Origin of the sequence: Bacillus sp. CCB-MMP212, assembly GCF_022748145.1 — a bacterium.
Classification (GTDB): domain Bacteria; phylum Bacillota; class Bacilli; order Bacillales; family Bacillaceae_G; genus Bacillus_A; species Bacillus_A cereus.
On the sequence record NZ_JALDQE010000002.1, the window covers coordinates 478,017 to 502,733 of the forward strand.

A 24,717-nucleotide genomic window follows, 5' to 3' on the forward strand; every position below is an offset into this window, starting at 1 on the left:
TATAAGGGAGAGGGTAAAAATGGTGATACGAATTTCAGAGTTACAGATGAAGGATGTTATAAATATTTCAGATGGAAAAAGGATTGGGAATATTGGAGATATTGAAATTGATATGAACACAGGGCAAGTTTGTTCTGTTATTATTTCCAAACAGACACGTATGCTAGGTATTTTTGGAAAAGATGTTGAGATTGTAATTCCTTGGAAGGAAATTGTGAAAATTGGGGAGGATGTCATACTTGTAAGAGTAGATCCTGTTAATACTGTAACAGAATCAATACAAACACCGACAATTTCATAAAGAATATTACAAATTCCTCTTTTTTTTCTGTTAGGATTATGAAAAAATAAAAGTATGGTAAAATAGACAGGAAGTACCATGCTTTTTTCTGTTATTTTAATTAAAAGGAGCCGCTTTATTATGAGAGAACCATTTGAATATGTGGACGGTATACTGTATTTACAAGCGTGGAAAGAACTTGGAAACATTACTGCTGGATTTACGACAAAAGATGGTGGGATAAGTACGGGCTCCTTTCATGCGATGAATTTAGGATTACATGTGAATGATATCGTGGAGAACGTTCATGAAAACAGACGCATTTTAGCAAATAAGTTACAAAAACCATTAGAAAACTGGATTTGCTCTGAACAAGTTCATGATCATCATGTTGAAAAAGTAGGGCAACAGGAAAAAGGAAGTGGCGTTTATTCATATGAGGACGGCATTTCAAAAACAGATGGCATTTATACGAGTAATGAAGATGTTCTGTTAACGTCTTGTTACGCGGATTGTGTTCCGCTCTATTTTTATGCACCATCACATGGTATGATAGGACTTGCGCATGCTGGATGGAAAGGCACTGTACAAGAGATTGCAAAGGAAATGATTCAAAAGTGGAATGCAGAAGGTATTTCAAGTGATGAAATTCATGTTGCAATTGGACCGTCGATTGGATCTTGTTGTTATGTTGTGGATGATCGTGTATTAACAGCAGCACAGAAAGTAATTAACGGTGCTGTTCCTCATCAAAAAATTTCTGACGGGCAGTACGCAATTAATTTAAAAGAAATTAATCGTATATTATGTGTACAAGCAGGCATAAAAGAAGAGCATATTGTAATGTCATCTCTTTGTACAAGCTGTGAAGAGCAACTATTTTTCTCTCATCGTCGTGATCAAGGTAAGACAGGAAGAATGTTGAGTTTCATAGGTTTTAAGGAGGAAGGAAGCAAGTGACAGTACAAGAAAATTTAGTAATTGTAAACGAAGCTATTAAAGAATCTTGCGTTCGAGCTGGACGTTCGTTGCAAGATATTAAACTTGTTGCAGTGACAAAAACTGTAGGGATTGAAAAAACAAACGAAGTAATTGAAACTGGAATTATCGATTTAGGTGAAAATAGAAATGAAGGTTTCTTACAGAAATATGAGCATTTCGGTTCAAAAGTTAATTGGCACTTTATTGGCTCATTACAAACGAGAAAAGTAAAAGAAATCATTAATGAAATTGATTATTTACATTCGTTAGATCGTCTTTCCCTGGCGAAAGAAATTCAGAAACGTGCTGATAAGAAAGTGAAATGCTTTATTCAAGTGAAAACCTCATCTGAAGAATCGAAGCAAGGATTAGCAATAGAAGAGGTTGTTTCTTTTATTCAAAGTTTGCAAGAATTCGATAAAATTGAAGTGGTTGGACTAATGACGATGGCTCCATTTACAGAAGAAGAGGAAGAAATCAGACGCTGTTTTAAGGAATTACGTATGTTGCAAACAAAGGTGCAGGAGCTAGAGTTATTACATGCGCCATGTAAAGAATTATCAATGGGAATGTCCAACGATTACACGATTGCAATTGAAGAAGGGGCTACATATATTCGTTTGGGAACGATTTTAGTAGGAAAAGCGTAAAAGGAAGGAGAATCTTATTATGAGTTGGTCAAAAGTAAAATACTTCTTTTTTGATACACCGGAAGAAAAAGAAGCAGCTCAATATGGTTATGAAAAGGAGCAAACAGACATGAAAAAGCAGCAAGATCCACCAGAACAACAAGATGTTACGTTTCCAAAAGCGCAACCGAAGCAAAATGTTGTGAGTATTGAAACAGCAAAACAATCTTCAAAAGTTGTTTTATTAGAACCACGCACATATTCGGAAGCACAAGGGATTGCGGACCACTTAAAAGGTAGACGAGCTGTTGTAATTAATTTGCAGAGAATGTCTACTGATCAAGCGGTACGTATCGTTGACTTTTTAAGTGGTACTGTATACGCTATAGGCGGGGACATTCAAAAAATAGGACCGAAAACATTTATGTGTACACCTGAAAATGTTGATATTGTTGGTGCAATTTCAGAGTTATTCGGTGAAGAAGAAGAAACAAATATAAAGAGGTGGTAATACGCCATGACAACAGTTTTAATGGTGTTAAGTTCTGCTATCGAGATTTACTCGTGGGCACTGATTATTTACATTCTCCTATCATGGTTTCCTGGTGCAAAGGAATCATCTTTTGGAGAGTTCTTGGCGCGAATTTGTGAACCGTATTTAGAACCATTCCGCAGATTTATTCCGCCGCTTGGTATGATTGATATTTCTCCACTCGTTGCGATTTTTGCGTTAAAACTTGCTAAAAGTGGTTTGTTCAGTTTGTTCAGTTATTTCTTATAGTAAGAGGTTAAATACATGAGCATTTACGAACATTTTAGGCCTGATGAAGAGGTCTTTGTAGATAAAGTGCTGGAGTGGAAGCGAACAGCGGAGTACCATCAAGTGAAATTAACAGATTTCCTTGATCCAAGACAGCAACAAATTGTTTCTATGGTAATTGGACAAGGAGATGTCGCTGTGCAATTTGGTGGTGCAACGCCTAATGCAGAGCGTAAAAGAGCACTCATTTATCCAGACTATCTAGAATTAAATGAAGAAGAATTTCAAGTAGAAGTATTAGAAATTGACTATCCTTCCAAGTTTTATACGCTAGAACATAGGCAAATATTAGGTACATTTATGTCTCTTGGTTTAACGAGAGAAAAATGTGGTGATATTTTGCTGCAAGAAAATCGTGCCCAAATTGTAGTTGCGAAAGAAATCGTATCGTACATTGAGATGAACTTACAAGCAATAGGAAAAGTAAAAGTCTCCTTATCAGCAGTACAAGGAGAACAAATTCTACAAATACATGAAACGTGGGGGGAGAAATCTGGAACGGTTTCTTCACTTCGTTTAGATGTTATGTTAGCTGAAATGTTACATTTATCTAGACAGAAAGTACAACCTTTCATAAAAAATGGTTTAGTAAAAGTCAATTGGAAAACAGTGGAGCAAACTTCTTATGAATGTTATCCAGGAGACGTTTTTTCTGTTAGAGGATATGGCCGAAGTAAATTATTTTCTGTGGAAGGTAGAACAAAACGCGACAAATGGAGAATTTTGTATGGTATACTAAAATGATTGGTTTTTTAGAAGGAAATCCTCCTATTTTGTCGAAGAAAAGATATAATTGAAAGAGGAAATTTAGATAACTACTTGGAGGTGGCGTTGTGCCGTTAACACCATTAGATATTCATAACAAAGAATTTGGTCGCGGATTCCGTGGCTATGATGAAGATCAAGTAAATGAGTTTCTTGATCAAATTATCAAAGATTATGAATTGGTCATTCGTGAGAAAAAAGCTTTAGAAGAAAAAGTTGCGCAGTTAGAAGGGAAGTTAGATCATTTCTCTAATATTGAAGATACGTTAAACAAATCTATCGTTGTTGCGCAAGAAGCAGCGGAAGAAGTAAAACGTAATGCGCAAAAAGAAGCGAAATTAATTGTGCGTGAAGCTGAAAAGAATGCTGATCGTATTATTAACGAAGCATTAGTAAAATCAAGAAAAGTTGCTTTTGATATTGAAGAGCTAAAGAAACAAGCGAAAGTATTCCGAACTCGTTTCCGTATGTTATTAGAAACACAGCTTGAAATGTTAAACAACGATGATTGGGATAAACTAATTGAGTTAGAAGACGAAGTAGATGAACTGTTGAAAAAAGAAGAAACAGTGTAAGCTTGACGTTTTTCTCATTATTACATATAATTTTAAACAACATATTTATTAAGAAAAACGAAGATAGGGATAAGTACCTTTTCAAACCTTATATAGCGAACTGAGGATGGTGTAAGCTCAGGATAAGGAGATAGTGGGAATATCACCCTGGAGTTCCGCGCTGAACAAATAGAGTAAGCGTAGGCGTGTATTCGCGTTAAGAATATAAAGAGGATTCTATACATATGTATATGATCTACTAGGGTGGTACCGCGGGAGACTTTCTCGTCCCTTTTTGGGATGAGAAAGTCTCTTTTTTATTCCGTTTTTTAAGTATTTCTTTTATACATGTAAGGAGGAATTGAGCATGGAGTACAAAAATACATTACTGATGCCGAAAACAGAGTTCCCAATGCGTGGGAACTTACCAAAACGTGAGCCTGCAATGCAAGAAAAATGGGCTGAAATGAATATTTACGAAAAAGTACAAGAACATACAAAAGGTCGTCCTTTATTTGTATTGCATGATGGACCTCCATATGCGAATGGTGACATTCATATGGGACATGCATTAAATAAAGTATTAAAAGACTTTATTGTTCGTTATAAATCAATGACTGGTTTTAGTGCGCCATATGTTCCAGGATGGGATACGCACGGTTTACCAATTGAACAAGCTTTAACAAATAAAGGCGTAAAACGTAAAGAAATGACAGTTGCTGAGTTCCGTAAGTTATGTGCAGAGTATGCATATGAACAAGTAGAACGTCAACGTGAACAATTTAAGCGTTTAGGTGTACGTGCAGATTGGGATAATCCATATATTACTTTAGAGCCAGCTTATGAAGCACAACAAATTAAAGTGTTTGGTGACATGGCGAAAAAAGGTTATATCTATAAAGGTCAAAAACCAGTTTACTGGTCTCCAACGAGTGAATCTGCTTTAGCAGAAGCTGAAATTGAATATCAAGATAAAAAATCAGCATCTATTTACGTAGCATTCCCTGTAAAAGATGGAAAGAATGTATTAGAAGGTGATGAAAAGTACATCATTTGGACAACAACACCTTGGACATTACCTGCAAACTTAGGTATTTCTGTTCACCCAGAGCTTGAATATAGTATTGTAAAAGTAAATGATGAGAAATATATCATTGCTTCTGAGCTGTTTGAGACAGTTGCAAAAACGTTAGAGTGGGAAAATGCTGAAGTTGTGAAAACAGTAAAAGGTAGCGAACTTGAGTACACAGTTGCAAAACATCCATTCTACGATCGTGATTCATTAGTTATGCTAGGAGATCACGTAACAACAGATGCAGGTACAGGTTGTGTTCATACAGCACCAGGACACGGGGAAGATGACTTTGTTGTTGGTAAAAAGTATGGATTAGAAGTACTTTGCCCAGTCGATGATAAAGGTGTATTAACAAATGAAGCACCTGGATTTGAAGGCTTATTCTATGATAAAGCTAACAAGCCAATTACAGAAAAATTAGAAGAAGTAGGCGCGTTACTGAAACTAACATTCATTACACATTCATACCCACATGATTGGAGAACGAAAAAACCAATTATTTTCCGTGCGACAGCACAGTGGTTTGCATCTATTGAAGCATTCCGTAAAGAATTAATAGAAGCTGTAGCGGAAACGAAATGGGTACCAGCATGGGGAGAAACTCGTCTTCATAATATGGTTCGTGACCGTGGTGACTGGTGTATTTCTCGTCAGCGTGCATGGGGTGTGCCAATTCCGGTATTCTATGCTGAGAATGGTGATCCAATTATTACGGATGAAACAATTAACCATGTAGCAGATTTATTCCGTGAACACGGTTCTAACGTATGGTTCGAGCGTGAAGCGAAAGATCTATTACCAGAAGGATTTACACATCCGGGTAGCCCAAATGGCGAATTCCGTAAAGAAACAGACATCATGGATGTATGGTTCGATTCAGGTTCTTCTCACCAAGCGGTATTAGAAGAGCGCGAAGATTTACAGCGTCCAGCTGATTTATATTTAGAAGGATCTGACCAGTATCGTGGTTGGTTTAACTCTTCATTATCAACAGCAGTTGCTGTAACAGGTAAAGCTCCATATAAAGGCGTATTAAGTCACGGTTTCGTACTAGATGGTGAAGGACGTAAAATGAGTAAGTCGATTGGAAACATCGTCGTACCGAAGAAAATTATGGATCAATTAGGCGGAGACATTTTACGCTTATGGGTATCTTCTGTTGACTATCAATCTGACGTACGTATTTCAGATGATATTTTAAAACAAGTAGCAGAAGTGTATCGTAAAATCCGTAACACATTCCGTTTCTTATTAGGAAACTTAGACGACTTTAAGCCAAGTGAAAATGCAGTAGCTGTAGCTGAACTTCGTGAAGTAGATCGTTACATGTTAGTGAAATTAAATGACTTAATTACAAAAGTTAAAGAAGCATATGAGACATACGACTTCGCTGCTGTGTATCATGCAATTCATAACTTCTGTACAATTGATTTAAGTTCATTCTACTTAGACTTTGCAAAAGACATTTTATACATTGAAGGTGCAAATCACGAAGATCGTCGTGCAATTCAAACTGTATTATATGATGTTCTTGTTGCGTTAACAAAACTTGTAACACCAATCTTACCGCATACAGCTGATGAAGTATGGCCATACATTCCAGGCGTAACAGAAGAAAGTGTACAATTAACTGATATGCCAGAAGCTGTACAATTAGATGACGCGGAAGCGTTAAAAACAAAATGGGATGCATTTATGACATTACGTGATGACGTGTTAAAAGCACTAGAAGTAGCTCGTAATGAAAAAGTAATCGGTAAGTCATTAAATGCAAGCATTACGCTATATCCAACTGCAGAAATGAAAGCTATGTTAGAGTCTATTAGCGAAGACTTAAAGCAATTATTCATCGTTTCTGAGTATAAACTTGGTGGTATGATGGATGAAGCGCCAGCAGATGCACCGAAGTATGAACATACAGCGGTTGTTGTTGCTCAAGCAACTGGTGAAACATGTGAACGTTGTTGGGTAGTTTCAGAAACAATTGGTAAAGATGCTGAACATGAAACATTATGTGAGCGTTGTGCAACAGTTGTTAAAGAAAACTATGTAAAATAATAAAAAACTGACTGCTATTCATGCAGTCAGTTTTTTTGTTGATGGCATATCAAAAAAACTTTTCAGACTCTTTCCTGTGAAGGAAAAATGTGTGTGAGGTAAGCAAATAAATTTCGGACACACTAACTGTACATTACAGCTAGGAGGAATGTACACGTGAATGAAATTTACATGGAAATAAAAGAAGAATTGCAATTGATGAGAAAAGAGTTGCAAGAGAGACTAGCTAAAGAAGTAATGCACAAATATGATGTCGAGTTCAGCCAAGAGCTTGGATATGAAATTAAGGAAGAGATAAAGAAAAAATTGCTATTACATGATATAAAAGAGGATTTAAAGGATGTAGAACGCGCATTATTTAAAATGGAAATAGACATGTACGGTATTTGTGAAGAGACGGGGAGATTAATTTCGACAAAGCAAATGAAGACAATGCCGACTGCTCGTACGATTCATGAATTCTTCTATGAAAAGGTAAATGTATGAATACGCACAACGATATTATATTACCTTTTTTAAATTTATTTTATTCTTCTATAAAGGTTCATTGTGAAAAGGTAGCAGCTATGCTAAAATTTTGAGGTACACTGTCTTTGTGGGGGAAATGAAAATGATATATTATGTAATAGCGTTATTTGTCATTGCTATCGATCAAATATCGAAGTGGTTAATTGTAAAGAACATGGAATTGGGTACGAGTATTCCGATTATCGACAATGTATTATACATAACATCACATCGAAATAGAGGCGCTGCTTGGGGTATTTTAGAAAATAAAATGTGGTTCTTCTACATTATTACAGTTGTTTTTGTAGTGTTTATCGTATTTTATATGAAAAAGTATGCGAAAACAGACAAGCTTCTAGGTATTTCGTTAGGTCTAATTTTGGGCGGGGCAATTGGTAACTTTATTGATCGTGTATTTAGACAAGAAGTAGTGGATTTCATTCACGTGTATATTTTCTCGTACAACTATCCAGTATTCAATATAGCTGATTCAGCATTATGTATTGGTGTTGTATTAATTATTATTCAAACATTATTAGAAGGCAAGAAAGCGAAGGAGTAATTGAATGAGTGAAGTAGTACAAGTAACAGTTGCAGCAGAGCAAAAAAACGAGCGAATTGATAAATTCGTTACAGGGATAAATAACGAATGGTCACGTTCACAAGTACAGCAATGGATTAAAGATGATGTTGTGACAGTGAACGGGAAAGCAGTAAAAGTGAATTATAAAGTAAAAGAAGAAGATGAAATTACAGTAACGATTCCTGAGCCAGAAGCGCTAGATATTCAACCAGAGGATTTAAATTTAGAAATTTATTATGAAGATGCAGATGTGCTTGTTGTAAATAAGCCACGTGGCATGGTTGTACATCCAGCACCAGGGCATACAAGTGGTACACTTGTAAACGGCCTTATGCACCATTGTACAGACTTATCAGGCATTAACGGTGTAATGCGTCCAGGTATCGTGCATCGTATTGATAAAGATACATCTGGACTATTAATGGTTGCTAAAAATGATATGGCACATGAATCGCTTGTAAATCAGCTTGTAGCCAAAACAGTAACGAGACGTTACAAAGCGATTGTACACGGTGTGATTCCGCATGATAAGGGAACTATCGATGCACCAATTGGTCGTGATAAGAAAGAGCGTCAAAGTATGACAGTTGATGAAAATGGTAAGAACGCTGTTACACACTTCCAAGTGTTAGAACGTTTTAAAGACTTTACACTTGTAGAATGTCGCTTAGAAACGGGACGTACGCACCAAATTCGTGTTCATATGAAATATATTGGCTATCCACTTGCAGGAGATCCGAAGTATGGTCCGAAGAAAACGTTAGATATGAATGGACAAGCACTTCATGCGGGTATTTTAGGCTTTGATCATCCTCGTACTGGTGAATATATTCAGTTTGAGGCACCGATTCCAGAAGTGTTTGAAGACGCATTAAATATTTTACGAAAATAGTATTGACAAATCATAAGAAAACTGAGATACTGACAACAGTTAAATAATGATCCTTTAACACAGCCCCGTGAGGTTGAGAAGGTAACGGTTTGAAATACTTAGGGTATGTTGTACCCTTTTTTCAAAAGTCCTCTCGCACACGCTGAGAGGACTTTTTTTATACCATTACTCTCACGCAAGAAAAAAAGCTTGGAGGTGTAGAGCATGCAAGAGAAAGCTGTCGTTTTAGATGACCAAATGATTCGCCGCGCTTTAACACGAATTAGTCATGAAATCGTGGAACGAAATAAAGGTGTCGATAATTGTGTTCTTGTCGGAATTAAAACTCGTGGAATTTTTATCGCACAACGTTTGGCAGAACGAATTGGTCAAATTGAAGGAAAAGAAATGGAAGTTGGAGAGTTAGACATTACGTTATATCGTGATGATTTAACACTACAATCCAAAAATAAAGAACCACTTGTAAAAGGTTCTGATATCCCTGTAGATATTACGAAGAAAAAAGTTATCCTCGTTGATGACGTATTATATACAGGAAGAACAGTTCGAGCAGCAATGGATGCTCTTATGGATTTAGGTAGACCATCTCAAATTCAATTGGCGGTTCTTGTTGATAGAGGTCATCGTGAATTACCAATTCGCGCTGATTATGTAGGAAAGAACATTCCAACATCAAGTGAAGAGCGTATCGAAGTTGATTTGCAAGAGACAGATCAACAAGATCGAGTAAGCATATACGATAAGTAAAGCCCTTTTAAATGTAGTCCTGTGAGGCTGCCAAAGGGTCTTGGCTTTCATATGTCAAATTTGGCATACGAAAGTATAGGACTCTTTGTGCACAGGCACAAAGAGTTTTTTTATTGCAAAGATTTAAACTGAAGGAGGATGTAACAATGGAACAAAAGCCAGTGTTAGACGTTAATGAAATACCGAAACCGGGAAAATGGTTATTTTTAAGTATACAACATTTGTTCGCGATGTTTGGATCAACAGTGCTTGTTCCGTTTTTAACAGGATTGAATCCATCAGTAGCATTAATATCAAGTGGATTAGGAACGCTAGCGTTTCTTCTTATAACGAAAGGTCAAGTACCAGCATATTTAGGATCATCATTCGCCTTTATCGCACCGATTATAACAGCGAAAACGGCAGGTGGGCCGGGAGCAGCAATGCTTGGTGGTTTACTAGCAGGGCTTGTGTACATCTTAATCTCACTCGGAATTAAGAAATCAGGATCAGAGTGGATTATGAAACTACTACCACCAATCGTAGTTGGTCCAGTAGTAATGGTAATCGGTCTAGCTTTAGCACATACAGCGGTTAACATGGCGATGAACGGTGCGGATGGCAAATACAGCTTTACACATTTTTCAGTAGCATTAGTAACATTAGCAATTACAATCATTTGCTCGATATTCGGAAGAGGATTTTTCAGTATCATACCAGTGTTACTTGGCATTATCGGCGGATATATCTTCGCTTACTTCCAAGGGCTAGTAGACTTAAAGCCGGTAGCTGAGGCAAAATGGTTTGTTGTACCAGATTTCACAGTACCATTTGTAACATACACACCAGAGTTTACATGGAAGATTGTACTCTTGATGGTACCAGTTGCACTAGTAACAATATCAGAACATATCGGACATCAAATTGTACTTGGAAATGTTATTAAAAGAGATTTAATTGAAAAACCAGGTTTACACCGTTCGATCTTCGGTGACGGAGTAGCAACATTAATTGCATCACTAATCGGTGGGCCACCGAATACAACGTATGGTGAAAACATCGGTGTGCTAGCAATTACGAGAGCATACAGTGTATACTTATTCATCGGTTCAGCAGTATTCGCAATCATGTTCGGATTTATCGGTAAGATTTCTGCACTGATTCATTCGATCCCAACACCAGTTATGGGCGGGGTATCAATCTTACTATTCGGTGTAATCGCATCAAGCGGATTACGCATGATGGTAGATGATAAAACAGATTTAAGTGACAAACGAAACTTAATGATTGCATCAGTAATACTAGTAATCGGTATTGGTGGAGCGGTACTTCACGTAGGGGATTCATTCCAAGTCGAAGGAATGGCGCTTGCAGCAATTGTAGGTGTACTGTTAAATCTACTACTACCAGAAACAAAACAAGAAAAACATACAAAACAATCTAAGCAGATTGCTTCATAAAAATAACCTTTTAATTCAGTCCTGTGAGACAGAAAAGGGTGGCTTCTTCCTTGCACCCTAGTCTTACATGACTAGGGTATTTTTATGCAAAGGTTGTTATAAAAATACAAAAGTGGTAACATAAAAATCAGAAAGATGAGGGATGACGATGAGCCATTTGTTAACGATGAGTGAATTATCGGAAGTAGAAATTTCAGAAATCCTAAAAGACGCAGAAGATTTTGCGAATGGAAAAGAGAGCAAAACGACAGAGCAAACTTTTGTTGCAAACTTGTTCTTTGAGAATAGTACGAGAACGAGATTTAGCTTTGAAGTTGCTGAGAAGAGATTAGGACTAGATGTTTTAAACTTTTCAGCTGATGCATCTAGCGTACAAAAAGGAGAAACTTTATACGATACGATAAGAACACTAGAATCAATCGGAACAAAAGCAGTGGTCATCCGCCATGAGCAAGATCGCTACTTCGATGAACTAAAAGATCAGGTGAATATCCCGATCTTAAACGCTGGAGATGGATGTGGAAACCACCCAACACAGTGCCTACTCGACCTTCTTACAATTAAACAAGAGTTTGGAAGATTTGAAGGTTTGAAGATTGCAATAGTAGGAGATGTTCGTCATAGCCGAGTAGCACGTTCTAATGCAGAAGCATTAACGAAGCTTGGTGCAACAATTTACTTTGCAAGTCCAGAAGAGTGGAAAGGTGAAGACAACACATTTGGAACATACAAACCATTAGATGAACTTGTTCCAGAAGTGGATGTAATGATGTTACTCCGTGTACAACATGAGCGTCATGATCATTATGAAACAGACATTATGAAAGAATATCATGAGAAACACGGATTAACAGCAGAAAGAGAAAAGCGTATGAAAGAAGGAAGCATTATTATGCATCCAGCTCCCGTAAACCGTGATGTTGAAATTGCAAGTGAACTTGTTGAGTGTGAGCGTTCACGCATATTTAAACAAATGGAAAATGGAGTTTACGTAAGAATGGCTGTACTAAAACGCGCCTTACCAAATGTATTAGGAGGAATGAAACATGAATTACTTGTTTAAAAATGGTCGTTATATGAATGAAGAAGGAAAAATTGTAGCAACAGATCTTCTCGTACAAGACGGTAAAATCGCTAAGGTAGCAGAAAATATTACGGCAGATAATGCTGAAGTAATCGATGTGAACGGAAAGTTAATCGCACCTGGATTAGTAGATGTACACGTACATCTTCGTGAACCAGGTGGTGAACATAAAGAAACAATTGAAACAGGTACACTAGCAGCGGCAAAAGGTGGATTCACTACAATTTGTGCAATGCCAAATACACGTCCAGTACCAGATTGCAGAGAACATATGGAAGACTTGCAAAATCGTATTAAAGAAAAAGCGCATGTCAACGTACTACCATACGGAGCAATTACAGTACGTCAAGCTGGTTCTGAAATGACAGATTTCGAAACATTAAAAGAACTTGGAGCATTTGCTTTCACAGATGACGGCGTAGGCGTACAAGATGCGAGCATGATGTTAGCGGCTATGAAACGTGCAGCAAAATTAGATATGGCAGTAGTTGCGCACTGTGAAGAGAATACGCTTATTAATAAAGGTTGTGTACATGAAGGGAAGTTTTCTGAGAAACACGGATTAAACGGTATCCCATCAGTATGTGAATCTGTACATATTGCAAGGGATATATTGCTTGCGGAAGCAGCAGATTGTCACTATCACGTATGTCACGTAAGTACGAAAGGTTCAGTACGTGTAATCCGTGATGCGAAACGCGCTGGAATTAAAGTAACAGCAGAAGTAACACCACATCACCTAGTGTTATGTGAAGATGATATCCCATCAGCTGATCCTAATTTTAAAATGAACCCACCGCTTCGTGGAAAAGAAGACCATGCAGCATTAATTGAAGGTTTATTAGATGGAACGATCGATATGATCGCAACTGACCATGCACCGCATACAGCGGAAGAGAAAGCACAAGGAATTGAAAGAGCACCATTCGGAATTACTGGTTTTGAAACAGCATTCCCGCTTCTATACACAAACCTTGTGAAAAAAGGAGTTATTACGCTAGAACAATTAATTCAATATTTAACAGAAAAGCCAGCTGATACATTCGGCTTAGAAGCAGGTCGCCTGAAAGAAGGTAGAACAGCTGATATTACAATCATTGATTTAGAACAAGAAGAAGAGATTGATCCAACAACATTCTTATCAAAAGGAAAAAATACACCATTCGCAGGTTGGAAATGCCAAGGATGGCCGGTAATGACAATCGTTGGTGGTAAGATCGCATGGCAAAAGGAGAGTGCATTAGTATGAAAAGACAACTTATCTTAGAAGATGGAACAGTATTAATTGGAAAAGGTTTCGGAGGAGAAATCGAAAAGTCAGGTGAGGTTGTATTTACAACAGGAATGACTGGATATCAAGAAACATTATCTGATCCATCATATTGCGGTCAAATCGTAACATTCACGTACCCATTAATCGGAAACTACGGCATTAACCGTGACGATTTCGAATCGATTCACCCATCTGTAAATGGTTTAATCGTAAACGAAATTTGTGATCATCCATCAAACTTCCGTAATGAAATTTCGTTAAATGATTACTTAAAAGAAAGAAACATCCCGGGATTAGCAGGAATTGATACGAGAAAATTAACGAGAAAAATTCGTCAATACGGTACATTACGCGGACGCCTTTGTAACATGGATGCAGATGTAGAATACATCGTGAGCCAATTAAAAGCGACAGTATTTACAGATCACGTGAAACGCGTATCAACGAAAGATCCATACCCAAGTCCAGGACGCGGACACCGAGTTGTACTTGTAGACTTCGGAATGAAACATGGTATTTTACGAGAATTAAATAAGCGTGACTGTGATGTAATTGTAGTTCCTTACAACACAACAGCAGAAGAAATTTTACGCCTTAGCCCAGATGGAATTATGTTAAGTAACGGACCTGGGGATCCAAAAGATGTACCAGAAGCAATTGAAATGTTAAAAGACATTATCGGTAAAGTTCCTTTATTCGGAATTTGCCTAGGACATCAATTGTTCGCTCTAGCATCTGGTGCAAATACAAGTAAGTTGAAATTCGGTCACCGTGGTTTAAACCATCCAGTAAAAAATCTTGCAACTGGAAAAGTAGCAATTACATCTCAAAACCATGGTTACGCAGTAGAAGAAGAATCAGTTGAAAATACAGAGCTTGAAATTACACATGTTGCTTTAAATGATGGAACAGTAGAAGGTCTTCGTCATAAGAAGTTCCCAGCATTTACAGTACAATACCATCCAGAAGCTTCAGCAGGACCTGAAGATGCAAATGATTTATTCGAAGATTTCTTAGCAATGATTGAAAACTTCAAGAAAGAAGGGGAAGAGTTATGCCAAAACGCCTAGACATTAACACAATTTTAGTAATCGGATCAGGACCAATTGTAATTGGGCAAGCAGCGGAGTTTGACTACTCTGGTACACAAGCTTGTCAATCTCTAAGAGAAGAAGGTTACAAAGTAATCCTTGTTAACTCTAACCCAGCAACAATTATGACAGATACTGCAACAGCAGATAAAGTATATATCGAACCATTAACATTAGAATTCGTAAGCCGTATTATTCGTAAAGAACGTCCAGATGCAATCTTACCAACATTAGGTGGTCAAACAGGGTTAAATATGGCTGTTGAACTTGCGAAATCAGGCATACTTGAAGAATGCGGAGTTGAAATTTTAGGAACGAAATTATCAGCCATCGAGCAAGCGGAGGATCGCGATTTATTCCGTACATTAATGCAGGATTTAAATGAACCAATTCCATCTAGTACGATCATTCATACGCTGGAAGAAGCACATGAATTTGTAAAAGAAATTGGTTATCCAGTTATTGTTCGCCCAGCATTTACAATGGGAGGAACAGGTGGCGGAATTTGTAGTAATGAAGAAGAACTAATTGAAATCGTATCCGGTGGATTAAAACATAGTCCAGTAACACAATGTTTATTAGAAAAGAGCATTGCTGGTTGTAAGGAAATTGAATATGAAGTAATGCGTGATTCGAATGATAACGCGATTGTAGTATGTAACATGGAAAACATCGATCCAGTTGGGGTTCACACAGGTGATTCTATCGTAGTAGCACCAAGCCAAACATTAAGCGACCGTGAATATCAAATGTTACGAAACACTTCATTACGAATTATTCGTGCATTAGGAATTGAAGGTGGATGTAACGTTCAGCTTGCACTAGATCCACATAGCTTCCAATACTATGTAATCGAAGTAAACCCACGTGTAAGTCGTTCATCTGCACTAGCATCTAAAGCGACTGGATATCCAATTGCAAAATTAGCAGCGAAAATTGCAGTCGGCTTAACATTAGATGAAATCATAAACCCAGTAACACAAAAAACTTACGCTTGCTTCGAGCCAGCATTAGACTATGTTGTTTCAAAAATTCCACGCTGGCCATTTGATAAGTTTGAATCAGCAAACAGAACACTTGGTACACAAATGAAGGCAACTGGTGAAGTTATGTCAATCGGACGTAACTTAGAGCAATCATTATTAAAAGCGGTTCGTTCTTTAGAGCTTGGCATTTATCACTTAGAATTAGACCACTTAAAAGAACTTGATAAAGAAACAATGAAAAAACGCATTATTAAAGCAGACGATGAGCGACTGTTTATTGTAGCAGAAGCAATTCGTCAAGGTGTAACGAAAGAAGAAATCAACGAATGGTGTGAAATGGACTTCTTCTTCTTACAAAAAATTGAAAACATCGTAAATATGGAACGCGAAGTAAAAGCGAATGTAGGAAATATGGAAGTACTACAAGCTGCGAAAGAAATGGGCTTCAGTGATCACTACATTGCAGCTGCTTGGAACAAAACGGAGCGTGAAATTTACGATATGCGTAAAGAAAGCAATATAACTCCTGTTTATAAAATGGTAGATACTTGTGCGGCAGAGTTTGAATCTGCAACACCATACTACTACAGCACATATGGTGATGAGAATGAATCGGTGATAACAGATCGTAAGAGTGTTGTTGTACTAGGGTCTGGTCCAATCCGTATCGGTCAAGGGGTTGAGTTTGACTATGCAACAGTTCACTCTGTATGGGCAATTAAAGAAGCTGGATATGAGGCAATCATTGTTAATAACAATCCAGAAACAGTTTCAACAGACTTCAGTATTTCTGACAAATTATACTTTGAACCATTAACAATTGAAGATGTAATGCACATCATTGATTTAGAAAAACCAGAAGGCGTTATTGTTCAGTTCGGTGGACAAACGGCAATTAACTTAGCGGCGAAATTAGAGGCTCACGGTGTGAAAATCTTAGGAACATCACTTGAAGACTTAGACCGTGCAGAAGATCGTGATAAATTTGAAGCTGCTTTAACAAAACTTGGTATCCCGCAACCAGTTGGTAAAACAGCAACGACTGTAGAACAAGCGGTAGCAATCGCAGAAGAAATTGGTTATCCAGTATTAGTAAGACCATCTTACGTACTAGGTGGACGTGCGATGGAAATCGTATATCGTCAAGAAGAACTGCTGCACTACATGAAAAATGCAGTTAAAGTTCATGCAGATCACCCAGTATTAATCGACCGTTACATGGTTGGTAAAGAAATTGAAGTAGATGCAATTTCAGATGGTGAGAATGTATTCATTCCAGGTATTATGGAACATATTGAACGCGCTGGAGTTCACTCTGGTGACTCAATTGGAGTATATCCACCACAAAGTTTATCTGAAAAACTAAAAGAACAAATCATTGAACATACAATTGCACTTGGAAAAGGATTAAACATTGTTGGATTACTAAATATCCAGTTTGTAGTATTCAAAGATCAAGTGTACGTAATTGAAGTAAACCCACGTGCAAGCCGTACAGTACCGTTCTTAAGTAAAATTACAGGCGTACCGATGGCGAATGTTGCAACGAAAGTTATTTTAGGGCAAGACCTAGTAGAGCAAGGATACGGAACGGGCTATCACCCAGAAGAGAAAGAAGTATATGTAAAAGCTCCGGTATTCTCATTCGCGAAACTACGTTCAGTTGATACAACATTAGGACCTGAAATGAAATCAACAGGGGAAGTAATGGGTAAAGACTTAACGCTTGAAAAAGCATTATATAAAGGATTAGTTGCTTCAGGAATTAACATCCCAACGCACGGATCAGTAATCATTACTGTAGCGGATAAAGATAAAGAAGAGGCGATGGAAATTGCAAAACGTTTCCACGAAATCGGCTATAACTTATTAGCAACAGCTGGAACAGCACAATCATTAGAAGAGCAAAATATCCCAGTACAAGTTGTAAACAAAATTGATTCTGAAGACTACAACTTACTAGATATCATCCGTCAAGGAAAAGCACAGTTTGTAATTAACACATTAACAAAAGGTAAACAACCAGCGCGTGATGGTTTCCGCATTCGCCGTGAATCAGTAGAAAATGGTGTGGCTTGCTTAACATCACTTGATACAACAAGAGCAATCTTACGAGTATTAGAATCTATGACATTCTCAGCTCATTCAATGAAAGAAATTACGCAAACAAAGCGTCACGAGGTGGTACATGCATGATGCAAAAGCAAAATATGATCGTCGTTAATCAAAAAGAAATCGCAAAAAACATTTACGAGTTAGTGCTTCAAGGAACTTTAGTACAGCAAATGAACGAACCAGGGCAGTTTGTACACATTAAGGTAGCAGAGGGCATTGCGCCCCTTCTGCGCCGCCCGATTAGTATTTGTAATGTAGATCAAGAGAAGAACGAATTTACAATGCTATATCGTGCGGAAGGACAAGGGACAAAAACATTAGCAACTAGAAAACAAGGTGAAATGGTAGACGTACTAGGACCACTAGGACACGGTTTTCCTGTAGAAGAAGCAGAAGCTGGTCAAACAGCTTTACTAGTAGGCGGGGGGATTGGTGTACCACCACTTTATGAACTATCACAGCGCCTCGTTGCAAAAGGTGTACGTGTAATTCACATCTTAGGTTTTCAAACGAAAGATGTAGTTTTCTATGAAGAAAAATTTGCAGAACTTGGTGATACGTACGTTGCGACAGTAGATGGTACACACGGTACAAAAGGATTTGTCACAGATGTAATTGATAATTACGGAATTGACTTTGATATTCTTTATTCATGTGGTCCGTTAGCGATGCTTCGTGCATTAGAAGGACGTTACAAAGAGAAAAAAGCCTATATTTCATTAGAAGAACGTATGGGCTGCGGTATTGGAGCTTGTTTCGCATGTGTATGCCACTTACAAGAAGATCCAAGTGGACATTCTTACAAGAAGGTGTGTAGCGACGGACCAGTATTTCCAATCGGGGAGGTTGTACTATGAACAGATTGCAAGTTGAATTACCAGGATTATCATTAAAAAATCCAATTATACCGGCATCTGGATGCTTTGGATTTGGTCGTGAATATGCACAGTTTTACGATTTAAGTGTACTAGGATCAATCATGATTAAAGCGACGACAGAACAACCACGCTATGGAAATCCAACGCCTCGTGTTGCTGAAACACCGGGCGGCATGTTAAATGCGATCGGACTTCAAAACCCAGGGTTAGAAAAAGTAATGAATTCTGAATTACCATGGTTAGAACAATTTGACCTTCCAATCATTGCGAACGTTGCAGGCTCACAAGCTGAGGATTATGTAGCGGTTGCAAAGGAAATTTCTAAAGCGCCTAATGTCCATGCACTAGAATTAAATATTTCTTGTCCGAACGTAAAAACAGGTGGTATCGCCTTTGGTACAAATCCTGAAATTGCTGCTGATTTAACGAAGCGAGTAAAAGAGGTTTCTGAAGTACCTGTATACGTGAAGTTGTCACCAAACGTGGCAAACATAGTGGAAATTGCAAAAGCGATTGAAAATGCAGGTGCAGATGGTTTAACGATGATTAATACATTGCTTGGTATGCGTTTAGATTTAAAAACAGCTAAACCAATTTTAGCAAACCGTACAGGCGGATTATCAGGTCCTGCGATTAAGCCAGTAGCAATTCGTATGGTACATGAAGTAAGCCAAGCGGTTAACATTCCAATTATCGGAATGGGTGGTATTGAAACAGCGGAAGATGTAATTGAATTCTTCTACGCTGGCGCAAGCGCAGTTGCAGTAGGTACAGCGAACTTTATCGATCCGTTCGTATGTCCGACAATTATTGAAGAGTTACCAGCATTACTAGATGAATTAGGATTTGATCACATTTCGGAATGTCAAGGAAGGAGCTGGAAGCAAACATGTCACAGTCGTTAATCGTTGCACTAGATTTTCCAGGGAAACAAGATGTAGAACAATTCTTGCGCCACTTTGAAGGGGAAGAGTTATTTGTCAAAGTTGGTATGGAGTTATTTTACAAAGAAGGCCCTGCAATTATTACGTACTTAAAAGAAAAAGGACATAAGATTTTTCTAGATTTAAAACTTCATGATATTCCGAATACAGTAAAAAGCGCTATGCGTAGCCTAGCTAGTCTAGATGTTGATATGGTAAATGTTCATGCTGCTGGGGGAAGCAGCATGATGAAAGCTGCGATTGAGGGATTAGAGGAAGGTAAGCAAGAAGGAAAAGAGAGACCGATTTGTATTGCAGTTACACAACTAACAAGCACTTCGGAAGCTATGATGAAAAAAGAGATTGGCATTGAGAAGACGTTAGAAGAAGCGGTTGCTCATTATGCAAAACTAACGAAAGAAAGTGGACTTGATGGCGTAGTTTGCTCAACGCTTGAAGTTCCAAAATTACGTGAAGTATGCGGGAATGAATTTGTAACAGTAACACCGGGGATTCGTCTTGCAAGCGATGATGTAAATGACCAGGTGCGCGTAGCAACACCGAAACGTGCGAGGGAACTTGGCTCAAGCTACATCGTAGTTGGACGTAGTATTACAAAAGCAGAAAATCCGCTTGAAGCGTATAAAACAGTAAAACAACAGTGGGAAGGTGTAACAGTATGAAAAAAGAAATCGCATCGCATTTATTAGAAATTGGAGCAGTATTTTTACAACCGAATGATCCATTCACATGGTCTTCAGGTATGAAATCACCAATTTATTGTGATAACCGTTTAACTTTATCTTATCCAAAAGTACGTCAAGCGATTGCAGCTGGATTAGAAGAGTTAATTAAAGAGCACTTCCCAACTGTAGAAGTTATTGCAGGAACAGCAACTGCTGGTATCGCGCACGCTGCATGGGTAAGCGATCGTATGGATTTACCAATGTGCTACGTACGTAGTAAAGCAAAAGGCCACGGTAAAGGGAATCAAATTGAAGGAAAAGCTGAAAAAGGTCAAAAAGTTGTAGTAGTAGAAGACTTAATTTCAACTGGCGGAAGTGCAATTACATGTGTAGAAGCACTTCGCGAAGCTGGCTGTGAAGTATTAGGAATCGTATCAATCTTCACATACGAGCTAGAAGCAGGAAAAGAAAAGCTAGAAGCAGCTAACGTAGCATCATATTCTTTAAGTGATTACAGTGCATTAACTGAAGTTGCAGCAGAAAAAGGTATGATCGGACAAGCTGAAACGAAAAAATTACAAGAGTGGCGTAAAAATCCAGCTAACGAAGCTTGGATCACAGCGTAACATGAAAAAAACGACCGCGGGGGAACGCGGTCGTTTTTTATATTATTGTTAAAACTTCATGTAAAGAACAGATAGTAGGAATATCGTACTTGAGTTGTGAGTTATCTCGATTTAACCATATCCCTTGCATCCCAGCTGCTGTACTATTAATCGCATCAGTCTCTAATCGATCGCCAATATAATAGCAATCTTTCATTTCAAGGTTCGATTGTAATACGGTTCTGTGAAAAATTTCAGGATCTGGTTTCGATATACCAAGTTCACTAGAAGTAAATATATATTTGAAAAAAATCTATAATACCATTTCTTTCAGCAGCCTCATAATCAAGTAAAGTTCCATCAATATCAAAGAAAATCATATTGCTGTCTCCTTGCTAACAACTATTTAGCGTTTTCAGCAACCTCATATCCTTTCACAAACAATAGCGTCATATAAGAAACGATAAACGAGAAGATGCTGTACATGCCAACCCAAAAGAAAAATTTTGGAGTAAAGGCGATAACACCTATTATTAAAAAACTAGCAAACGTTACAATCGGCATTACGTAATACGTTTTCGTTTTGCGTGTTCCAATAACAGATACGATAAAGATAAATAATGGACAAATTAATAAGACGAAAATCAATTCATTCATAGGTATGTCCCCTTTTCTAATTGCAGTAATCTGTTTCTCGTAAACGTTTTGAAATAATTACTCTCCTAATATAATTTCGCTAAGTAATAACGAATCCCTCTTGAAAACTGATAATTCATGATGAATTTTACAAGCAAAAAACGTAAGCAAGAGAACACTTGCTTACGTTATAGGATAAACATCGCAACGATCGTGGTGACAATTAAACCGATAACAACCGGTAAAAAGTTTCGGCGTGCAAGTTCAAATGGATCGACTTTACAAATCGCAGCAGCAGGAATAAGTGCCCAAGGAATTAACGTCCCGCCCCCGGTCCATATAGCTGCAATTTGCCCGAGTGCTGTTAATGTAGCTGTTCCATGGCCAAGTGCTGTTCCAAAAAGATTGGCAATGGAACCAGCAAGTGATATACCTGAAAAACCTGATCCATCTAAGCCGGTAATGACACCCACGATGGTTAATGTCCCTGCCGATACATATTGATTTAAAGGAACAGTTTGAGATAAAGCGATGCCTAAGTCGTTAATGATTCCGTGTGAACCTTTCGGTAAATAGTCTCCGATAATTTTCACAAAGCCACTATCTCCTAAATAAAAGAGTGCAGCGATAGGAATAACTGGTCCGAAAATTTTAAAGCCAAATTGGAGCCCTTCTATGAAATAATCGGTCGTTTTATTCAGTCCATTACCTTTGTAGGCGATGAGAGAAATGATGATAATCATAATAACAGTTGTTCCGCCGATAAGTGCAGTTGCGTCGCTTCCTTGTAGTTGAAATTGAATCATGCAAAGGATATCAATGATATATACGATAGGGATACAAATAGCGAGCCATTTCTTTGTGCGAGGAGATAATGAAGTGAGCGTTTTAGAAGACTCAGTTGATAGAATAGATTCTTGTATAGCTAAGCCTGTATGAAACTCTTTTCGTAAGAAGAAAAAAGCGACGCAAGTTGTCACAACGCCCATAACGATAACGAGTGGAACACTTGCAGATACGACGCTGGAAACAGGGAGATCAGCAGCGTCTGCGGTTAATTTTGGTGCGCCTTGTATAACGAAGTCGCCGGATAAAGCAATCCCATGACCGAATAAGTTCATAGCAATTGCTACTCCAATTGGAGGAAGACCGACACGTACAGCAACCGGTAATAAAATAGCTCCCATTAAGGCGACAGCGGGAGAAGGCCAAAAGAAGAAAGAAATTGTCATCATCAAAAGGCCAATAATCCAGTAGGCGAGGGTAGGGGTACGGATCATCTTTGTAAATGGTGAAATCATTGTATCATTTATACCGGTATGAACGAGTAAATTGCTCATGGATACAATAATAGAAATGATTAATATAGTTGGTAATAGCTCAGTAATGGCGTAAATAAAACTTTGAAAAATGCCGCTAACGGCAAGAGGGATAGAACTTGTAGCAGTTAATGCTAATAAAAAGATAAAAACGATACAAATAATTGTAGTATCTTTCCGGAGAATAAAAAAGGTAATAATAGTGAGTAAACAAATAACATAGAGAGCGTGTAATAGCGTTAATTCAACTCCCATAACATTCACATCCTTAGGCAATCGTGTAGTTTATTGTATGAAAGTAGGGAAAGTATGTGAGTATAAGAAACAGAAAAAAAGGTAAAATTTCATGTACTGCAATGGTAAGGATAAAAATGGATGTTAAAATACAATTAATCCTAAAAATGGAATTCGAGGAGGGCTTATGCACAAAAAAATTGGATTTTTGGGATTTATCATATCTTGTAGTCTATTAATCATTTTAAAGCTATTTACAAACAATGAATGGATAAGTATTATACCTGTTTTCGGGTTTGTATTTATACTTTTATATAACTGGGATGGTATGAAACAATACAGTAAAAAGTATCGGAATTATGATAGGTATCATCGTTGTTTGCTCATTGTTCGCAGGGGTTATTTTAATAGAGGGTCAGAAACAAATGGAGAAAATGTCTATTTTTCAAGAATGGATGTCTTCTGCAAACGGTCTTTATCTTGTAATAATAGTTGTTATTTTTCTAAGAATTGTTATAAGTATAGCAAGTTACATATTAAAGGAGAAGTAGAATGGGGGAGTACGAATGAGAGAAAAAATAGGATATTATGGTGTGCTAGTTTGTTTACTATTATCAATTATTTCAGGACAATTTCTTAACAGTGAATGGGTACCAGTTATATTATGTATAGGAGTATTGATTTTTGCTCCTATGTATCGCTGGAATGAATGGAAAGCATATAGTCGAAAAAAGAAAATGGTTTTCAGCATCGAATTTGTCATTATAATCAGCACAATTCCGTTTTTGTTATGGAAAGGAAATGAGATAATAGATGGAATTGTAATGTTTCAAGGGTGGTTGTTTATTGCGAAAATGCTATATTTAATATGCATTTTAATGTTGGTAGTGGTAGTCACTAAAATAGTAAACGAAAAGCTATTCGTTAATGAATAAAAGAAAATGCCACCTTATTCGGTGGCATTTCCTCATTTTACTGCATGAGCTTTTTGCATCTTTTTAATTAAACGAATTTGTCCACGATGATTGATTTCATCTTCAAAAACGTGAAACCACTTAAAATAGTTATTTGCTGGTTTGTCATACCAAAAGTCTGTCGTTTTAAATAACCATTCATCAGGTAACGATTGAAAAGTCTCGATTGTTTTGGAACGTACTTCTTGTAATGTATTTATGTAAAATTCTATAGCGTTTCCTTTTATTTTCTCACGCCCAAGATCGCCTAATTCAATGCCAGGTAACCAGCGTTCTAATTCAGCCTCCGTTGGTTCACGGTCTTCAAAAGTATGAATCTGGTAGTAAAATTCAATAGCAGCCATATGATACAATAACATGCCAATTGAATTTGCTTCCTTATCATATAAATAATCAAGTTCTTCAATTGTTAAACTTTCCACTGCTTGCATTGTTGTATAGCGAGCGTAATTCATCATGGAAACAAGCTTTGAAAATTCTACATGTAAACCCTCCAATTTATCAATTACAAAATTCAATTAAAATTCCCCCTCTTTAAATGAATACTCCAGAGAAGGAATTCTATGTGCAAAAAAAGTTTTGT

The 24,717-nt window shown here is 37.5% G+C and carries 25 protein-coding genes, 2 pseudogenes and 1 other annotated feature; of the genes and pseudogenes, 23 read left to right on the plus strand and 4 right to left on the minus strand.

Annotated elements, in window-relative coordinates; genetic code table 11:
- Positions 1-19: 19 nt before the first annotated feature.
- From MRP26_RS07345 to pyrE, 21 genes are all read left to right on the plus strand, one after another.
- Positions 20-301: a YlmC/YmxH family sporulation protein gene (locus MRP26_RS07345; RefSeq protein WP_000236749.1), complete on the plus strand. Its 282-nt coding sequence runs from the start codon at positions 20-22 to the stop codon at positions 299-301.
- 120 nt (positions 302-421) lie between these two features.
- The gene (gene pgeF / locus MRP26_RS07350; protein WP_053563747.1) at positions 422-1,240 is read left to right on the plus strand and encodes a peptidoglycan editing factor PgeF; all 819 of its coding nucleotides are present in this window, start codon (positions 422-424) and stop codon (positions 1,238-1,240) included.
- Positions 1,237-1,911, plus strand: coding sequence for a YggS family pyridoxal phosphate-dependent enzyme (locus tag MRP26_RS07355; protein ID WP_000218011.1), 675 nt, complete (start codon positions 1,237-1,239; stop codon positions 1,909-1,911). The genes pgeF and MRP26_RS07355 overlap by 4 nt, the downstream gene beginning before the upstream one ends.
- A 19-nt stretch (positions 1,912-1,930) precedes the next feature.
- Positions 1,931-2,401, plus strand: a complete 471-nt coding sequence (locus MRP26_RS07360; protein WP_000119129.1) for a cell division protein SepF — start codon at positions 1,931-1,933, stop codon at positions 2,399-2,401.
- A 6-nt stretch (positions 2,402-2,407) separates the two neighbouring features.
- Complete coding sequence (locus tag MRP26_RS07365; protein WP_000214324.1) at positions 2,408-2,671, plus strand: YggT family protein; 264 nt, start codon at positions 2,408-2,410, stop codon at positions 2,669-2,671.
- Between the two features lie 15 nt (positions 2,672-2,686).
- Positions 2,687-3,454 carry a YlmH family RNA-binding protein gene (locus tag MRP26_RS07370; protein WP_000029713.1) on the plus strand — a complete coding sequence of 256 codons (768 nt, stop codon included), beginning with the start codon at positions 2,687-2,689 and terminating at the stop codon, positions 3,452-3,454.
- Positions 3,455-3,543: 89 nt separating this feature from the next.
- Positions 3,544-4,050 carry a septum site-determining protein DivIVA gene (gene divIVA / locus MRP26_RS07375; protein ID WP_001131611.1) on the plus strand — a complete coding sequence of 169 codons (507 nt, stop codon included), beginning with the start codon at positions 3,544-3,546 and terminating at the stop codon, positions 4,048-4,050.
- A 51-nt stretch (positions 4,051-4,101) separates the two neighbouring features.
- Positions 4,102-4,325 (plus strand) — a binding site (T-box leader).
- 71 nt (positions 4,326-4,396) lie between these two features.
- Positions 4,397-7,162, plus strand: coding sequence for an isoleucine--tRNA ligase (gene ileS2, locus MRP26_RS07380; RefSeq protein WP_000455951.1), 2,766 nt, complete (start codon positions 4,397-4,399; stop codon positions 7,160-7,162).
- A gap of 156 nt (positions 7,163-7,318) precedes the next feature.
- Positions 7,319-7,648 (plus strand): TraR/DksA C4-type zinc finger protein, encoded by a 330-nt coding sequence (locus MRP26_RS07385; protein ID WP_001002956.1) that lies wholly within the window; start codon positions 7,319-7,321, stop codon positions 7,646-7,648.
- A 124-nt stretch (positions 7,649-7,772) separates the two neighbouring features.
- Entirely contained in the window at positions 7,773-8,231 is a 459-nt protein-coding gene (lspA, locus tag MRP26_RS07390; RefSeq protein WP_000642180.1) for a lipoprotein signal peptidase LspA, read from the plus strand.
- A gap of 4 nt (positions 8,232-8,235) precedes the next feature.
- Positions 8,236-9,144 (plus strand): RluA family pseudouridine synthase, encoded by a 909-nt coding sequence (locus MRP26_RS07395; protein WP_000005832.1) that lies wholly within the window; start codon positions 8,236-8,238, stop codon positions 9,142-9,144.
- A gap of 204 nt (positions 9,145-9,348) precedes the next feature.
- Positions 9,349-9,891, plus strand: coding sequence for a bifunctional pyrimidine operon transcriptional regulator/uracil phosphoribosyltransferase (gene pyrR, locus MRP26_RS07400; RefSeq protein WP_001156491.1), 543 nt, complete (start codon positions 9,349-9,351; stop codon positions 9,889-9,891).
- 146 nt (positions 9,892-10,037) lie between these two features.
- Positions 10,038-11,330 (plus strand): uracil permease, encoded by a 1,293-nt coding sequence (gene uraA, locus MRP26_RS07405; protein ID WP_242806065.1) that lies wholly within the window; start codon positions 10,038-10,040, stop codon positions 11,328-11,330.
- A gap of 148 nt (positions 11,331-11,478) precedes the next feature.
- Positions 11,479-12,393: an aspartate carbamoyltransferase gene (gene pyrB / locus MRP26_RS07410; RefSeq protein ID WP_242806067.1), complete on the plus strand. Its 915-nt coding sequence runs from the start codon at positions 11,479-11,481 to the stop codon at positions 12,391-12,393.
- Positions 12,377-13,663 carry a dihydroorotase gene (pyrC, locus tag MRP26_RS07415; protein ID WP_001108371.1) on the plus strand — a complete coding sequence of 429 codons (1,287 nt, stop codon included), beginning with the start codon at positions 12,377-12,379 and terminating at the stop codon, positions 13,661-13,663. The genes pyrB and pyrC overlap by 17 nt, the downstream gene beginning before the upstream one ends.
- On the plus strand, positions 13,660-14,757 hold the full coding sequence (locus MRP26_RS07420; RefSeq protein WP_000828670.1) for a carbamoyl phosphate synthase small subunit: 1,098 nt from the start codon (positions 13,660-13,662) through the stop codon (positions 14,755-14,757). The genes pyrC and MRP26_RS07420 overlap by 4 nt, the downstream gene beginning before the upstream one ends.
- On the plus strand, positions 14,742-17,960 hold the full coding sequence (gene carB, locus MRP26_RS07425; protein ID WP_001126128.1) for a carbamoyl-phosphate synthase large subunit: 3,219 nt from the start codon (positions 14,742-14,744) through the stop codon (positions 17,958-17,960). The genes MRP26_RS07420 and carB overlap by 16 nt, the downstream gene beginning before the upstream one ends.
- Positions 17,957-18,736 carry a dihydroorotate oxidase B electron transfer subunit gene (gene pyrK / locus MRP26_RS07430; RefSeq protein ID WP_000983359.1) on the plus strand — a complete coding sequence of 260 codons (780 nt, stop codon included), beginning with the start codon at positions 17,957-17,959 and terminating at the stop codon, positions 18,734-18,736. Before carB ends, pyrK begins: the two co-directional genes overlap by 4 nt.
- Positions 18,733-19,662: a dihydroorotate oxidase B catalytic subunit gene (gene pyrD, locus MRP26_RS07435; RefSeq protein ID WP_001081057.1), complete on the plus strand. Its 930-nt coding sequence runs from the start codon at positions 18,733-18,735 to the stop codon at positions 19,660-19,662. The genes pyrK and pyrD overlap by 4 nt, the downstream gene beginning before the upstream one ends.
- Entirely contained in the window at positions 19,647-20,363 is a 717-nt protein-coding gene (gene pyrF / locus MRP26_RS07440) for an orotidine-5'-phosphate decarboxylase (protein ID WP_000083496.1), read from the plus strand. Before pyrD ends, pyrF begins: the two co-directional genes overlap by 16 nt.
- On the plus strand, positions 20,360-20,992 hold the full coding sequence (gene pyrE, locus MRP26_RS07445; RefSeq protein ID WP_000711449.1) for an orotate phosphoribosyltransferase: 633 nt from the start codon (positions 20,360-20,362) through the stop codon (positions 20,990-20,992). The genes pyrF and pyrE overlap by 4 nt, the downstream gene beginning before the upstream one ends.
- Positions 20,993-21,029: 37 nt before the next feature.
- On the opposite strand, the pseudogene MRP26_RS07450 reads toward pyrE, so the two are convergent.
- The 3 genes and pseudogenes from MRP26_RS07450 to MRP26_RS07460 all read right to left on the minus strand — a co-directional run.
- Positions 21,030-21,281: pseudogene (locus MRP26_RS07450) on the minus strand (HAD family hydrolase); the annotation flags it as partial.
- A 92-nt stretch (positions 21,282-21,373) separates the two neighbouring features.
- Positions 21,374-21,628, minus strand: a complete 255-nt coding sequence (locus tag MRP26_RS07455) for a YbeF family protein (RefSeq protein WP_001003915.1) — start codon at positions 21,626-21,628, stop codon at positions 21,374-21,376.
- Positions 21,629-21,795: 167 nt separating this feature from the next.
- A complete protein-coding gene (locus MRP26_RS07460) occupies positions 21,796-23,181 on the minus strand; it encodes a hypothetical protein (protein WP_197242687.1) in 1,386 nt (461 codons plus the stop codon).
- Between the two features lie 166 nt (positions 23,182-23,347).
- On the opposite strand from MRP26_RS07460, the pseudogene MRP26_RS07465 reads away from it, so the two are divergent.
- Positions 23,348-23,711, plus strand: a pseudogene (locus MRP26_RS07465) (YoqO family protein).
- A 15-nt stretch (positions 23,712-23,726) separates the two neighbouring features.
- Positions 23,727-24,095, plus strand: coding sequence for a YoqO family protein (locus MRP26_RS07470; RefSeq protein WP_001208250.1), 369 nt, complete (start codon positions 23,727-23,729; stop codon positions 24,093-24,095).
- 32 nt (positions 24,096-24,127) lie between these two features.
- On the opposite strand, the gene MRP26_RS07475 is transcribed toward MRP26_RS07470, so the two are convergent.
- Complete coding sequence (locus MRP26_RS07475) at positions 24,128-24,652, minus strand: DinB family protein (protein WP_001012056.1); 525 nt, start codon at positions 24,650-24,652, stop codon at positions 24,128-24,130.
- Between the last annotated feature and the right edge of the window lie 65 nt (positions 24,653-24,717).